This is a genomic window from Amycolatopsis regifaucium, from assembly GCF_001613935.1.
GTDB classification, from domain to species: domain Bacteria; phylum Actinomycetota; class Actinomycetes; order Mycobacteriales; family Pseudonocardiaceae; genus Amycolatopsis; species Amycolatopsis regifaucium.
In genome coordinates this window covers 101,490-116,412 of record NZ_LQCI01000049.1, presented here as the reverse complement: position 1 = coordinate 116,412, position 14,923 = coordinate 101,490, and the positions used below count along the sequence as shown (strand labels likewise).

Here is a 14,923-nt window from a genome sequence, read left to right as displayed (position 1 = left end):
CATCGATCAGCCGATCAGCCCGCGACTGCTCTGCTGAGAGATCTCTTTGGCGTAGTGCGAGACACGGGTGTAGACGCCCGGCCTGTTCGGCTTCGCACAGCCTTCGCCGAACGAAACGATCCCGATGAGCTTGTCACCCACGACGAGTGGGCCACCCGAATCGCCCTGACAGGCGTCGACCCCGCCCTCGGGATAACCGGCGCACACCATGTCGGTCGGGTCGTAGCCCGCGTACGCGCTCTGGCAGGTCTTGTCACTGACCACCGGGACGACCGCGCTGCGGAGGTAGTCCGACCGCGCGCCGCCGTCGGCGATACGACCCCAGCCGAGGACTGTCGCCTTAGTCCCTTCGCTGTACAGGTCGGCATCACCGGTGTCAGCTACCTTCGCGGGCCGGTACGGCAACTGCCCCCTGACTGTCATGACGGCGATGTCGTCGCCCTTGCCGGGGTCTCCGCTGTAGCCGGGGCTGACCCAGACCTTCGAAACGCGCAGTACCTGGCCTTCCCGCGAGCGTTTGTCCTCGCGGCCGGCCACCACCTGCACGTTGTTCTTGTCGTACGCGACCGCGCAGTGCGCCGCCGTCGCGACCGTCGTGGAGCTGACGATCACCGCTCCGCAGTACTGGTTACCGTCGCGGTCGGCCAAGTAGACCGCGTAGGGGTACTGCGAGACGGAAGCCTTTTCACCGCCCACGATCCTCGGTTCGGCGGCCTTGTCCGGTCCACTGACCGCACTGTCGTCCGCCGACGCGCTGTTGACCGCGATCGGCACCATCACCGCCGTCGCGAGTACCGCTCCGACAGCGAGCAGCAGGGTGCGACGTGACTTCTTGGGCATGTTCTGTCCCTTCACCGAGGCGTACGTACTGCCATCTGGTGGCAGGGGCCGGGGCGCCGCGGCACTGGGCCATCGCGATCATCGTGGTCGTGATCAATCGACTCCAGCGCGTACACAAGCGATCGCGAATACCTTAATCGGAGAAGGCCCGATGCGGTGTCACTGAACCGGGTACACCTTCGTCCGCGGGCGGGAACAACCGGTCACCGTGACAGGTTGGCTAGAGTCGGAACCACCCGCTCCCGCCGCAAAGGAAGACAGCGTGCCCCACTACGACCTGGTGATCGTCGGTACCGGATCGGGTAACTCGATCCTCGACCCGCGCTTCGCGGACTGGAACACGGCGATCGTGGAGAAGGGCACGTTCGGTGGCACCTGCCTGAACGTGGGCTGCATCCCGACGAAGATGTTCGTCCACGCCGCCAATGTCGCGGCCACCCCCGCGTCGTCGGCGAAGTTCGGCGTCGACGAGGAGCTGACCGGGGTCCGCTGGCGCGACGTCCGCGACCGGATCTTCGGGCGGATCGACCCGATCGCCGCCGGCGGGCGCGAGTACCGCGTCGAGCACGAGGACAACAAGAACGTCACCGTGTACGAGGGCGAAGGCCGCTTCACCGGCCACAAGGAACTCCGGGTCAGCTACTCCGACGGCCGCCCGGCCGAGACGGTCACCGCCGACCGGTTCGTGCTCGCCGCCGGCGGCCGCCCGGTGATCCCGGACATCCCAGGGCTCGCCGAGACCGGCTACCACACCTCCGACACCGTGATGCGGCTCGACGAGCTGCCCACCGACATCGTCATCCTCGGCGGCGGGTACATCGCGGCCGAGTTCGCGCACGTCTTCGCCTCGTTCGGGGTGAAGGTGACCGTGGTCAACCGGTCCGGCGCGCTGCTGCGCTCCGAGGACGACGACGTCAGCGCCCGATTCACCGACCTGGCCTCGCAGCGGTTCGACGTCCGGCTCGACCGGAAGACCGTCCGCGCCCGCAAGACCTCGTCGGGGGTCGCTTTGGACCTCGAAGGTCCCCAAGGCGCCGAGACCGTCGAGGCCGAAGTGCTGCTGGTCGCCACCGGGCGCACGCCGAACTCGGACATCCTCGACGTCGCCGCCACCGGTGTGACCACCGGAGAGCGCGGGCACGTCGTGGTCGACGAATACCAGCAGACCGTGGTCGACGGGATCTACGCGCTCGGCGACATCTCGTCGGTCTTCGAGCTGAAGCATGTCGCGAACCACGAGCAGCGCGTCGTGCAGCACAACCTGCTGCATCCGGACGAGCGGATCGAAGCCGACCACCGGTTCGTCCCGCACGCGGTGTTCACTTCACCGCAGGTCGCTTCGGTCGGGCTCACCGAACGCGACGCTCGCGAGCGAGGCGTGTCGTACGTGACGTCGCACCAGGACTACGCCGGTATCGCCTACGGCTGGGCGATGGAGGACACCACCGGCTTCGCGAAACTGCTCGCCGACCCGGCCACCGGGCAGCTGCTGGGCGCGCACATCATCGGCCCGCAGGCGTCGTCGGTGATCCAGCCGCTGATCCAGGCGATGAGCTTCGGTCTCGACGCGAAGCGCATGGCCCGTGGGCAGTACTGGATCCACCCGGCGATGCCGGAACTGGTCGAGAACGCGCTGCTGAACCTGCCGCTGGACTGAGGCCCGGCGTGAGATGAAGGGGCCTTTCATTGCAAAATTTGCAATGAAAGGCCCCTTCATCTCATCCTCCGAGCCTCAAATGACGCGTTCGCAGTTGCGGGCCCCGTGCCGCACCGCGAGTTCGGTCACCGCGGTCAGCTTGAGGTCCGACGCGCCCAGCAAGACGGCCGAGCCTGCCCCATTCCGTTGAAACCGTTCGGCCGCCTCGACGTAGTGGTGGACGGCCGCCAAGAACTCCTCACGCGCCGATGCCGCCCCTCCCGGCACCGTGCGGACCCCCGTCGCCCCCTTGAGGACGTCCTTGGCGTCGTCCACCTTCGTCGCGACGTAGTGCTGCCATTTGCGCTGCTCCGTCGCGACGTCCCCCTCCCGGTCCGGCCAGTAGCGCCGGATCGCGGCGGCGCTGTCCTCCCACACCCGCACGCACACCCGGTCCACGGCGCGGTAGAACTCGAACGGCGAAACAGCAGGTGCCTGCGGAACCGGCGCCACCGCCACGCACACCGCGGCGAAGCAGGCCAGAGCCGCCCCGAAGGCCAGGTCCTCCACCACGCCGACCCCCAGAACCGAGTTTTGAACAGGTTCAACTCGCTCAGCGTATGGCTCCGCCGGGCGTGGGGTCAAGAAGTTTTTGAACGCGTTCAGACGAAGCGGCGGCGACCGGCGAGGGCGCCGAAGGTCATCTGCGCGGCGAAGATCACGAGCATCATGATCCAGGGAACGGTCCAGTCGTGAGTGAGGTCGTGAAGCAGCCCGAACAGGAACGGCCCGACGGCCGCCATCAGGTAGCCGATGCCCTGCGCCATCCCGGAGAGCCGGGCGGTGTCCGCGCCGGTGCGCGCCCGGAGCGCGATCACCGTCAGCGCGAGAGAGAAGACGCTCATCCCGAGGCCGATCAGGATGCTCCAGAGCAGCGGCGAGGCGCTAGGGGCGAGCATCATGCCGGCCATTCCGGCGAAGCCGAAGACGCCCAGCCCGACGATCCACGCGCTCTGACTGCGGTGCCGCGCGGCCATCGGCGCGACCACGAGACTGATCGGGACGGCGATCAGCGAGATCAGCCCGAGCAGCAGGCCGGAGTCGCCCTTGCTCACCCCGGCGTCGATCATCACTTCCGGCAGCCAGCCCATCACGACGTAGGCCAAAAAGGCCTGAGTGCCGAAGAAAAGGGTGACCATCCACGCAAGCGGGCTACGCAGCAGCGATCGCCCGCTACCCTGCTTGCCTGCCTCGTCGACGGTCGCACGCCCCGTACCGCGGGCTGCGAGAATCCAGACGAGGAGTGCGAGCACCGCCAGAACCGACCAGGCGCCGAGACCTTGGCGCCAGCCGCCCAACGCGTTCTCCAAGGGAGGGGTGAGCGCGGACCCCAGGGCGCCTCCGCCCTGCAGAGCGGCGGTGTACACGCCGGTCATCATGCCGACACGCGCCGGGAAGGAGTCCTTGATGACGACTGGGATCAGCACGTTCGCCAAGGCGATTCCGGCCGTGGCCACCAGGGTTCCCCCGAGCACGACGTACGGTCCGTCGAGCACCCGAAGCACCAGGCCGACGGCCAGGATCGACAGCGCGGAAGCGATGGCGGCGCCCACGCCGAAGCGGCGGGCCAGCACGGGGGCGGCGAGACCGGCGGCGGCGAAGCACAGGCCGGGGAGTGTGGTGAGCACGCCGGCCCAGGTCGCCGTGGCGCCGAGATCGGCACGCATGTCGCCGAGCATCGGGCCGACGCTGGTGATCGCCGGGCGCAGGTTCAGGGCGACCAGGATCACCGCGACACCGAGCAGGAGACCCCCGGAGAGCACTCCCGGCCGCCATTCCGTTTCGATCGCGCCTTCGAGTTCAAGACGCTCGTCGAACGGGGACACGGATTCTCGGGAGTCGACACGCACGTCGGCTAGTATCACATACATAGGATGATTGGATGAAGGGACAACGCTGTGCCATTGGCCACCACGCGCCGTGCCGGCCTGGTCGATCAGGTCATCGAGCAGCTGCGTGACGCCGTCACGCAGGGAGAATGGCCCATCGGGCAGCGGATTCCGACCGAGCCGGAGCTGGCGGGACAGCTCGGGGTCGGGCGCAACACCGTCCGGGAGGCCGTCCGCGCGCTCGCGCATACGGGACTGCTCGAGGTCCGGCAAGGCGACGGCACCTACGTGCGGGCGACGAGCGAGGTCTCGGGCGCGATCCGGCGGTTGTGCGGTTCGGAGCTGCGCGAGGTGCTGCAGGTGCGGCGCATCCTCGAGGTCGAAGGCGCCCGGCTCGCCGCCGTGTCGCGGACCGAAGAGGAGGTGACCGCTCTCCGATCGCTGCTCGAACGCCGCAACGAGGAGCTGCGCGAGCGTCACTGGGAGGAATTCGCCCGTCTGGACGCGGAATTCCACTTCGCCGTCGTCCAAAGTGGACATAACACGCTGCTGACCGAGATGTACCGCGGGCTCACCGAGGTGATCACGGCCAGCGTGGCCGCGACGTCGAACGTGACGCCGGGCCGCGAGTACCTGCCGGAGATCGGTCACGAGGGACTCGCCGAGGCCATCGCCGACGGCGACGCCGACCGGGCCGCCACCGAGGCGTGCGGTTTCCTCGACGAACTCCTGGCCCGGGTGGAGCGAGACGAGGACTGATCCTGAAGTACATGAAGGCCCCCTTCCTTGCGCCTGGCACAAGGAAGGGGGCCTTCATGTACTTCGGAGCCGCTACGGCAGGGTCAAGATTTCGGCGCCGTCCTCGGTGACCACGAGGGTGTGCTCGAACTGGGCGGTCCACTTCTTGTCCTTGGTGGTGACGGTCCAGTCGTCGGCCCAGATGTCGTAGTCGATGGTGCCGAGAGTGATCATCGGCTCGATCGTGAAGGTCATGCCCTGCTCGATGATCGTCTCGACCGAGGGCTCCTCGTAGTGCAGGACGGTCGGCGCGGTGTGGAACGCCGGCCCGACGCCGTGGCCGGTGAAGTCACGCACGACGCCGTACCCGAACCGCTTCGCGTACGCCTCGATGACCCGGCCGATCACATTGAGCTGCCTGCCCGGCCGGACGGCCTTGATGGCCCGCATGGTCGCCTCACGCGTGCGCTCGACCAGCAGCCGCGCCTCCTCGGAGACGTCACCCGCCAGGAACGTCGCGTTGGTGTCGCCGTGGACGCCGCCGATGAACGCGGTGACGTCGATGTTGCAGATGTCGCCGTCCTCGATCACCGTCGAGTCCGGGATGCCGTGGCAGATCACCTCGTTGAGCGAGGTGCAGCACGACTTCGGGAAGGCGCGGTAGCCCAGTGTCGACGGGTAGGCGTGGTGGTCCAGCAGGAACTCGTGGATCACCTTGTCGATGTCGTCCGTGGTCGCGCCGGGTTTGACGGCCTTGCCGCCCTCCTCGAGCGCCTGCGCCGCGATCCGGCCCGCGACGCGCATCGCCTCGATCACCTCGGGCGTGCGGACCCCGTTGCCCGTGTCGCGTTTCGGCGCCGGCCTGTCGACGTACTCGGGGCGGGCGATGCTGGCGGGGACGAGTCGCCTCGGCGTCTGGACGCCGGGCTTCAAGGGGGAACGAACGGACATGAGCCCAGCCTACGACCTGCTCGCTAGCCCAGTCCCGTCAGGAAGCGCTGCGCCGCCTCGACCGCCGGTTTGGACGTCCCGCCGTCGGTGACCAGTACCGCGAACGCCAGGTCACCGGTGTAGCCGACGAACCAGCCGTGCGAGTGCGTCCCGTCGCCGAACTGGGCGGTCCCGGTCTTGCCCCGGACTTCGGGCAGCGGCTTGAGCAGTGTCGCCGTGCCGTCGGTGACGACCTCGCGCATCATCCCGCGGACGGCGTCGAGCACCTCCGGCCGGATCGGCTTGCCGAGGCCGGACGACGTCGCGGGCATCCCTCGCATCAGCGTCGGCACCGGGACCTTCCCGGACTGGACCGTCGCGGCGGCGACCGCCAGCCCGAACGGGCTCGTCACGACGGTCCCCTGGCCGAAGCCGTTTTCGGCGCGCTGCGCGACGGTATTCGCGGGCGGTACCGAGCCGGTGATCGTGGTCACGCCGGGGATGACGAAGTCGGCCCCGATGCCGAGGTCTCGCGCCGCGTCGGTCAGCGCCGCGGGCGGGAGGTCCGTCGCGAGCTTCGCGAACGTCGTGTTGCAGGAGTGGGCGAACGCCTTCGACAGCGAGACGACACCGAGGGCGAATTTGCCCTCGTTCGGCACCGTCCGGTTCTCGAAGGTGGCCGTGCCGGGGCAATCGACCGGGCTGCCCGGCTGCACCGTGCCCGCGGACAGCGCCGCGACGGCGGTGGCGACCTTGAACGTGGAACCCGGCGGGAACCGGCCGCTGAGCGAGATCGCGCCCTGCGCGTCGGCCGGGGCGTTCTGTGCCACGGCGAGGAGTTCGCCGGTCGACGGCTGGATCGCGACCAGCGCGGAGGCCGTCGGGAGCGAGGCCAGCGCCCGCTCCGCCGAACCCTGTGTCTTCACACTGAGCGTGCTCACGACCGCGGGTGCCGGTTTGGGCTGTTCATTGTGCAGGTCGACGATCTCGCCGCCGCTCACGTCGAGCGTGACCACGCGCCAGCCCGCCGCGCCGTCCACTTGGTCCTCGACGAGCGAGCGGACGGCGGGCAGCACCTGCTTGCCGGAGTTCTTGTCGTCGGGCAGGAGCCTGTCCTGCTGGCTGAACCGGACGCCGGGCAGGTCGTAGATCTCGGGTTTCACCGCCTGGTAGTCGTTCGCCCGCAGGATCATCACCGGATAGCCGGCGCCGGGCTTGACCGTCTTCACCCCGTCGCGGATGGACTGCCCGGTCACCGACGGCTCGAAGCGGTTGAGCGCGGCGCCGAGCTTGTCGGAGACCGCGACCAGATCCCCCGCCTTCGCCGGGTCGAGCACCACGCTGACGACGGTCTGCGGGCGCAGCAACGGCAATCCGTCGCGATCGAGGACCGGGGCGAGATCCGGCGGCTCGGGCTTCAGCGCGATGGTCTGCTGAGCGGCCAGTTGGGGGTGAAGCGCCGTCGGCAGCCACCGCACCTTCCAACCGTCCTGAGTGGAATGCACCTGGGCGTCGGCCTGATAGGTCCAGACCCGGCCACGCGGGAGCGTCCAGGTGAGCTCGTAGGTCGCCGTCCCGTTGTCCGCGCCGGACGCGTGCTGGACCTTCTTGGCCGCGACCTTGACCGACTCCGGGGAAAGCGCTCTCCGCGCCATCTCCAGCGACGACCGCGCGGCGTCCGGCGAATCGGTGAAGAAGGCCGCGGCGGCGGTGTCACCGGAGGAGAGGCCGTCCAGGAAGCCGGTGATGGCGTCTTCGGGACCGGAATCGGCGAACAGGCCGCAGCCTGCGGCCGCGAGGCCGACCATTCCCGCGAGCATGACGACGGCGACACGACGACCTGCTGGCATGCCCCGGATCCTGCCAGTCCCGGCGGTTTCCGCCCGGTCGAAACGCCGACTCAGAAAAGAACCGTCGCGTACTGCCCGACCTGCTGGAAGCCGATCTTGCGATAGGCGGCGAGCGCCGGGCCGTTGTAGGCGTTGACGTACAGGCTCGCGGTGCGGTTCATCCCGCGGACGAGCCGGGTCACGACGGACGCCGTCCCGGCCGTGCCGAGACCGCCGCTACGGCGTTCCGGATGCACCCAGACACCCTGGATCTGGCCGACCGTCGAAGACATCGCGCCGATCTCGGCCTTGAAGACGACCTCCCCGTCCTCGAACCGCGCGAACGCGCGACCGGCGGCGATCAGTTCCGCCACCCGGGCGCGATAACCGGCGCCGCCGTCACCGTTGCGGGGGTCGACACCGACCTCTTCGATGAACATCGCGATCGCGGCGGGAAGGTACCTGTCGAGTTCTTCCGGCCGCACCGGGCGGACCAACGGATCCGAGGCCACGGCCGGGATCCCGTCGAGCGCCATCAGTGGCTGGTCGTGCCGGACTTCGCGGGCGGGGCCCCATTCCGGCTCGAGTTCGTCCCACAGCCCGAGGACCTGTTCGGCCGGGCCCACCAGCGAGGAACAGTTGCGCTGGCGGCGCAGGGCGCGATCGGCGAAGGAACGCAAAGCGGAGGCGTTGCCGCGCAGGGGGATCAGATTCGGCCCGGAGAAGCACAGGCCCTGGAGCCTGCCGGCGCGAACCGGACGGGAATCGGCAGCCCAGAGCTCACCACCGAGCCGCCAGGGGTCGAGACCCGCCGTCTCCACCCTGGCACTGACCATGCAGCTGCCGACCGGGTCTGCGGCGAGCGCGGCACGGACCGCCGGATAGTCCCGATCATCGAGCAGCCGTGCACCTGCAAGCCGCAACACCACTCCAGGGTGCCAGATGGGCGCCTTAAACGGAACGCAAGCTTTAAGACACGCTGAGAGAACCTTGGCTGGTGGAGGGCCACAAGCGCCAGGAAAGGTCCTTTCCTGGCAAATTTTGCGAGGAAAGGACCTTTCCTAGCGTGGTCTCGACCTTCCGGCCGGTCTCAGCCGACGCTGACGGTGGGCTGCCCCTCGCCGATCGTCTGGCCCGATTCCTCGGCGATGCGCATGGCCTCTTCGATGAGCGTCTCGACGATGGCGTGCTCGGGCACGGTCTTGATGACCTCGCCCTTCACGAAGATCTGGCCCTTGCCGTTGCCGGACGCGACTCCGAGGTCGGCCTCGCGCGCCTCACCCGGGCCGTTGACGACACAGCCCATGACCGCGACGCGCAGCGGGACCTCCATGCCCTCCAGCCCGGCGGTCACCTGCTCGGCGAGGGTGTAGACGTCCACCTGCGCGCGGCCGCACGACGGGCAGGACACGATCTCGAGCTTGCGCTCCTTGAGGTTGAGCGACTGCAGGATCTGGATCCCGACCTTGACCTCTTCCACCGGCGGCGCCGAGAGCGACACGCGGATGGTGTCGCCGATCCCCTGGCGCAGCAGCGCACCGAACGCCACAGCGGACTTGATGGTGCCCTGGAACGCCGGGCCCGCCTCGGTGACGCCGAGGTGCAGCGGGTAGTCGCACTGCTCGGCCAGGATCTCGTACGCGCGCACCATGACCACCGGGTCGTTGTGCTTCACGGAGATCTTGACGTCGTGGAAGTCGTGCTCGGCGAACAGCGACGCCTCCCACAACGCCGACTCCGCCAGCGCCTCCGGGGTCGCCTTGCCGTACTTGTCCATGATCCGCTTGTCCAGCGAACCCGCGTTGACCCCGATCCGGATCGGCGTGCCGTGGTCCTTCGCCGCCCGCGCGATCTCCTTGACCTGGTCGTCGAATTTGCGGATGTTGCCCGGGTTCACCCGGACCGCCGCGCAGCCCGCCTCGATCGCGGCGAACACGTACTTCGGCTGGAAGTGGATGTCGGCGATCACCGGGATCTGCGACTTCCTCGCGATCGCGGGCAGCGCCTCGGCGTCGTCCGCCGACGGGCACGCGACCCGCACGATGTCACAGCCCGCAGCGGTCAGCTCGGCGATCTGCTGCAGGGTCGCGTTGACGTCGGAGGTGAGGGTGGTGGTCATCGACTGCACCGAAATCGGGTGCTCACTACCGACGCCGACCGGCCCGACCTGCAGCTGTCGGGTCTTGCGACGCTCGGAGAGGACGGGAGGAGGAAGCGCTGGCATACCTAGAGCGACAGTCACGCCTTCAAGCGTACCTACCCCGATCGGCGGACATGCACGACGTCAGCCGTCACGGTGAGCAGCATTACCTGGGCAGCCCAACGGTCCTGACAGCGCGCTCCGTAATCGGCGGTCCCCGTCACTGGAACAGCTTGACCGGGTTCACGATGTCGGCGGTGACGGTGAGCAGAGTCACCGCGCCGCCGATGAAGACGAGCACCATCGTGACCGCCGAGAGCTTCGTGTAGTCGACCGGACCGCCCGCCGCCTTGCCGCGAAGTTTCCGGACCCAATCCCGGACCCGCTCGTACCAGACGACCGCGATGTGCCCGCCGTCGAGCGGGAGCAGCGGCAGCAGGTTGAACACGCCGATGAAGAAGTTCAGGCTCGCCAGCAGAAGAACGAAGATCTCCCACAGGCCCTGCTCGGCCGCCTCGCCACCGATCCGGCTGGCACCGACCACGCTGACCGGGGTGTTCGGGTCGCGCTCGCCGCCGAAGATGGAGTCCACCACCGCGGGGATCCGCGACGGGAACTCGATCAGCCGCTTGGCGGTCTCGGAGAACATCGTGCCGGTGAAGCCGAGCGTCCCGCCGATCGCGTCGACCGGGCCGTAGGTCAGCAGCGGGGGCGCGGTGTTCTGGACCGGTGAGGCGCCGATCATGCCGACGTCCTTGACCGTGGTCTTGTCGGAGCCGTCGGCGACCAGCCGCTGCACCCTCGGCACGTCGACGGTCAGGTTGATCCGCTGCCCGTTCCGCTCGACCACGAACGGCGTCGGGCCACTCGCGACCTGGACGGCCGCGAGCATTTCGCGCCAGGTCTTGATCGGTTTGCCCGCGACGGAGACAACCCTGTCGCCCGCCTGAAGCCCGGCGGTCTTCGCCGGCGTGGGGGCGCCGGGCGGGCAGCTCGTGTCGTTGAGCTGCTCCATGGTCGTGGCCGCACGGGCGCACGACGTACCGCTGATCACCGCTTCGGTGGGGGCGGCCTGCGCGGCCGGGTTCGGCAGGCCCATGGTGACGGCCATCAGGTACAGGATGATGAAACCGAGAATGAAATGCATCGCCGAGCCCGCCGACATGACGACGGTGCGCTTCCAGGTCTTGAAGCGCCACATCGCGCGCTTCGACTCGTCCGGAGTGACTTCGTCGAGCGCGGTCATGCCCGCGATGTCGCAGAATCCGCCGAGCGGGATCCACTTCACGCCGTACTCGGTCTCACCTCGGCGGAACGAGAAGATCGTCGGCCCGAAGCCGATGAAGTAACGCCGGACCTTCATGCCGAAGGCCTTGGCCGCCCACATGTGACCGGCCTCGTGCAGCGCGACGGACAGGCAGATACCCAGCGCGAACAGCACGATCCCGAGAATGAACCAGACCACGCGCTACTTCCCCTTACCGATCAGCGCACCGGCACGCGCGCGAGCCCAGCGCTCGGCAGCTAGTACGTCATCCACGTCGCGAGGTTCACGACGCCATTCGTCGGCGGCTTCCACCACCTGGGCAATAGTGTCCACAATCGAGGTGAAGCCGGTGTTCTGTGCCAGGAACGCGGCCACCAGCTCCTCGTTCGCCGCGTTGTAGACCGCCGGGACACAGCCACCGACGGTTCCGGCGTGCCTCGCCAGCTCGACGGCGGGGAACGCCTCGTTGTCCAGCGGCTCGAAAGTCCAGTTCGCGGGCTTGTCCCAGACGCAGGCGGCCGCGGCGCCGGGCACGCGGTCGGGCCAGTGCAGGGCGAGCGCGATCGGCAGCCGCATGTCCGGCGGGCTGGCCTGGGCGATCGTCGAGCCGTCCACGAAGGTCACCATCGAGTGGATGATCGACTGCGGGTGGACGACCACGTCGATGCGGTCGGTCTCGATGTCGAAGAGAAGCTTCGCCTCGATCAGCTCCAGCCCCTTGTTGACCAGGGTCGACGAGTTGATGGTGATGAGCGGGCCCATGGACCAGGTCGGATGCGCCATCGCCTGCTCGACCGTGACGTCCGCCAGCTCCTCGCGCTTGCGGCCGCGGAACGGCCCACCCGACGCGGTGAGCACCAGCCGGGCGACCTCGGATTCGCGGCCGGCGCGCAGGGCCTGCGCGATCGCGGAGTGCTCGGAATCGACCGGGACCAGCTGGCCGGGTTTGGCCGCGGCCAGCACCAGCGGCCCGCCCGCGATCAGCGATTCCTTGTTGGCCAGCGCGAGCGTGGCGCCGGTGGCGAGCGCGCGCAGGGTCGGCGGGAGTCCCTGAGAGCCGGGAAGCGCGTTGAGGACGACGTCGACCGGGGTGGCGTCGATCATCTCGACGACCGCGTCGGCCCCAGCGAAGATGCGCGGGAGCTTGAAGTCGCCACGGTTGTAGCCGCGCTTCTGCGCCTCGGCGTACAGCGCGAGCTGCAGGTCTTCCACGGCCGTCGGCCTGCTGATGGCGACGGCGTCGACCTGGTGCGCCAGGGCCTGGGCGGCCAGCGCGGCGGGGTCGGAGCCGCCCGCGGCGATCCCGGCGACCCGGAACAGTTTCGGGTTACGGGCCGCGACGTCGAGGGCCTGGGCGCCGACCGAACCGGTCGAACCGAGCACGAGCACACTTCGCGAGGTAGTCATCGGGGGTCATTGTCGCGCGGGCCCCGTCGGGCGCGCGCAGCCAGGTGTGGGATCATTCGCGGGCAAGTGAACCACCGGGTCTTGAGGAGTTGATCGTGGCGAGCAAGGCGGTCGAAAAGCGCGGCCGGGTGGGCGTCGACACCGTCGATCCCCGCGACGAACCGTCGGCCGAATGGGGCTGGCACGGCTCCTTCCCGAAGGCGTCGCGAGTCGCGGGATGGCTGACCGCGATCATCCTGTTGGTGATGCTGTACGGCAACCACCACGGCTGGACCGAGAACCTGTGGCTGATCGGCCTGTCGCTGGCCGTCATGTTCGCGCTGGTGCTGGACATCCGCAAGCGGCGCACGGCCTGGCGCAAGTAGCTTCATCACGGCTTCAGCGGCCCCCGCTCTCCTTCGAGGACGGGGGCCGCTTGCCGTCCTGGACCCAAAGTTCGTTGACGATCTTGACCGCGTCGCCGGCCTCGACCCCGTAGCGATGCCGGTACTTCGCCGCCGGCCGCTGTACCGCCGCCGCGACGTCTCCGATGGCGGCGGCCTTCCACGAGTCGTTCGGGTAGAACTGGCGCATCACCGCGAGGAACTTGCCGGTCGCCCAGACCGGGTCGGTCCGCTGCGCGAAGGAGCCCCAGCTCGCGCGCTGCTGGAAGAGCCCGACCGAGTCGCCCATACCGCCGTCGAGGTTGGCGATACTCGATTCGACGATGACCGTGGCGATCGCGATGGCCGCGGCGCGGTCGTCGAGCCCCGCTCTCCGTACCGATTCCACGACGACTCTGGCGCACGAAGTGTTGTAGGGATTCATGTAGCCGCGCATCTTGGTGCCGAGTTGCTGGTTGAGCGCTTTGGCGGTGTCGCCGTCGTCGGCCGACGGGCCCGTCTGGGCGCAGGGCAGGGCGACGTGGTCGACCTGGTCCGGCTGGCTCTCGGTGGGCGGGAGCAGGACGAGGGAGAAGGCGAGGTACGCGGCGGTGAGTGAGCTCAGCATGTGCGGTGACCGTTCGGTGCAGGTGGTCCTGAGTGGCGATTCGTGTTCTAACCCGAATCGCCACTCACGACCACCTGGACCGCGGTAGTTCTCTCCTGCGTACATGAAGGTGTGAAGGCCTCCTTCGCCACCTTCAGGGCAGGGCCCCGGCAAAGTCGTGACCGGACCGGTGACGTCGGACCGTGTGGATTTCGTGTCATCCAACGCAGCAAAATCCACACGGTCAGCGGCTTGAGCCGACCTCGAAAGAGGCCAGTGGTCCTCTGTGTTCGCGTTCCAGTCTGTGAAGGTCGACTGAGGTGAGGGGTGACCGCGTGAACCGCTACCCAACGACCACCCTTTTGGGTTAGGTTCCCCCTCATGAAGTTGCGCTGGGGTGTCACCGCTGTCGTTTCCGCTCTCGCCGCCGTGTTCCTGCCCGGCGTGGCCGCCGCCGCGCCCACGTCCTCGGCGTCCCTGCCGATCGTGCGCTGCGAGTTCACGCCGACGCCGGAAAACCCCGCGGCCCGCCCGGTCCTGCGGCCGCTCCCCTTCGCGCTGACCCGTGGCACCGTCGACGTCACGTTCCGCTTCAACTACGGCCCCGTGACCGTGCGCCTGAACCGCGCGGGCGCCGCTCCCTGCGCCGTCCACAACCTGGCGAGCCTGGCGCTGCAACGCTTCTACGACCACAGCCAGTGCTGGCGCCTGACGAACTCGTCGCGCCTCGGCGTCCTTCAGTGCGGCGACATCTACGAAGCCGAGAAGGGCGGGCCGGGCTATAAGTTCGCGGACGAGGTCGACGGCACCGAGACCTACGAACGCGGCACCATCGCCATGGGGAACCAGGGACCGGGGACGAACGGCAGCGAGTTCTTCATCGTGCACTCGTTCGCGAACATCCCGAAGAACTACTCGGTGATGGGCAAGGTCGTGCGGGGCATGGAGGTGCTGGACCGGATCGTGGCCGCCGGGATCATCCCGACGGATCCGAACGGTCCTGCCGACGGGCTGCCCGCGAAGCCGGTGAAGATCCAGAAGGCGACCGTGGGTTTCTGAACAGACCGCCGCAGGACTTCGGATACCTCGCGTCGATCGATGTCTCCAAGCAGTTGCCTCCTGATATATGTGCCCGTTCGCGCCGCGAAGCCTTGCCTAGAGTACCTGAGTCCCCTCCACAGGGGCCACCGCTGCGCATCAGACCAAAGTCTCGACGTAAACATTGACCCAGGTAGCACCACAACTAGCTAGGCGCGCTAAACCGTCGCATATTATTCA

14 protein-coding genes are annotated in these 14,923 nt (G+C 68.4%); 4 read left to right on the top strand and 10 right to left on the bottom strand.

From position 1 onward, the window contains the following. Positions 1–6 precede the first annotated feature (6 nt). Entirely contained in the window at positions 7–840 is an 834-nt protein-coding gene (locus tag AVL48_RS32440; RefSeq protein WP_061984383.1) for a S1 family peptidase, read from the bottom strand. 262 nt (positions 841–1,102) lie between these two features. Between AVL48_RS32440 and AVL48_RS32435 the strand changes: the two genes are divergently transcribed. Further along, a complete protein-coding gene (locus tag AVL48_RS32435) occupies positions 1,103–2,497 on the top strand; it encodes a mycothione reductase (protein ID WP_061984385.1) in 1,395 nt (464 codons plus the stop codon). Between the two features lie 75 nt (positions 2,498–2,572). Here the strand turns inward: AVL48_RS32435 and AVL48_RS32430 are convergent, their stop codons facing one another. Both AVL48_RS32430 and AVL48_RS32425 read right to left on the bottom strand, forming a co-directional pair. Beyond that, entirely contained in the window at positions 2,573–3,049 is a 477-nt protein-coding gene (locus AVL48_RS32430; RefSeq protein ID WP_061984387.1) for a hypothetical protein, read from the bottom strand. 89 nt (positions 3,050–3,138) lie between these two features. Further along, complete coding sequence (locus tag AVL48_RS32425; RefSeq protein WP_061984389.1) at positions 3,139–4,386, bottom strand: CynX/NimT family MFS transporter; 1,248 nt, start codon at positions 4,384–4,386, stop codon at positions 3,139–3,141. Between the two features lie 48 nt (positions 4,387–4,434). Between AVL48_RS32425 and AVL48_RS32420 the strand changes: the two genes are divergently transcribed. After that, positions 4,435–5,124: a FadR/GntR family transcriptional regulator gene (locus tag AVL48_RS32420; RefSeq protein WP_061984391.1), complete on the top strand. Its 690-nt coding sequence runs from the start codon at positions 4,435–4,437 to the stop codon at positions 5,122–5,124. Between the two features lie 72 nt (positions 5,125–5,196). Here AVL48_RS32420 and map read toward each other — a convergent pair whose 3' ends face one another. The 6 genes from map to dxr form a co-directional block, all read right to left on the bottom strand. After that, complete coding sequence (gene map / locus AVL48_RS32415; RefSeq protein ID WP_061984393.1) at positions 5,197–6,054, bottom strand: type I methionyl aminopeptidase; 858 nt, start codon at positions 6,052–6,054, stop codon at positions 5,197–5,199. Between the two features lie 23 nt (positions 6,055–6,077). Beyond that, positions 6,078–7,883, bottom strand: a complete 1,806-nt coding sequence (locus AVL48_RS32410) for a penicillin-binding transpeptidase domain-containing protein (protein WP_061984395.1) — start codon at positions 7,881–7,883, stop codon at positions 6,078–6,080. A gap of 50 nt (positions 7,884–7,933) precedes the next feature. Further along, positions 7,934–8,788, bottom strand: coding sequence for a GNAT family N-acetyltransferase (locus AVL48_RS32405; RefSeq protein WP_061984397.1), 855 nt, complete (start codon positions 8,786–8,788; stop codon positions 7,934–7,936). Between the two features lie 164 nt (positions 8,789–8,952). After that, complete coding sequence (ispG, locus tag AVL48_RS32400; protein ID WP_061984399.1) at positions 8,953–10,104, bottom strand: flavodoxin-dependent (E)-4-hydroxy-3-methylbut-2-enyl-diphosphate synthase; 1,152 nt, start codon at positions 10,102–10,104, stop codon at positions 8,953–8,955. Between the two features lie 118 nt (positions 10,105–10,222). Further along, the gene (locus AVL48_RS32395; protein WP_061984401.1) at positions 10,223–11,467 is read right to left on the bottom strand and encodes a M50 family metallopeptidase; all 1,245 of its coding nucleotides are present in this window, start codon (positions 11,465–11,467) and stop codon (positions 10,223–10,225) included. Positions 11,468–11,470: 3 nt separating this feature from the next. Further along, the gene (gene dxr / locus AVL48_RS32390; protein ID WP_061984403.1) at positions 11,471–12,676 is read right to left on the bottom strand and encodes a 1-deoxy-D-xylulose-5-phosphate reductoisomerase; all 1,206 of its coding nucleotides are present in this window, start codon (positions 12,674–12,676) and stop codon (positions 11,471–11,473) included. A 95-nt stretch (positions 12,677–12,771) separates the two neighbouring features. On the opposite strand from dxr, the gene AVL48_RS32385 reads away from it, so the two are divergent. Then, on the top strand, positions 12,772–13,041 hold the full coding sequence (locus tag AVL48_RS32385) for a DUF2631 domain-containing protein (RefSeq protein WP_061984405.1): 270 nt from the start codon (positions 12,772–12,774) through the stop codon (positions 13,039–13,041). Between the two features lie 13 nt (positions 13,042–13,054). Here the strand turns inward: AVL48_RS32385 and AVL48_RS32380 are convergent, their stop codons facing one another. After that, the gene (locus tag AVL48_RS32380) at positions 13,055–13,666 is read right to left on the bottom strand and encodes a hypothetical protein (protein ID WP_061984407.1); all 612 of its coding nucleotides are present in this window, start codon (positions 13,664–13,666) and stop codon (positions 13,055–13,057) included. Between the two features lie 360 nt (positions 13,667–14,026). Between AVL48_RS32380 and AVL48_RS32375 the strand changes: the two genes are divergently transcribed. Then, entirely contained in the window at positions 14,027–14,704 is a 678-nt protein-coding gene (locus AVL48_RS32375) for a peptidylprolyl isomerase (RefSeq protein WP_061984409.1), read from the top strand. The last annotated feature ends 219 nt before the right edge of the window (positions 14,705–14,923 follow it).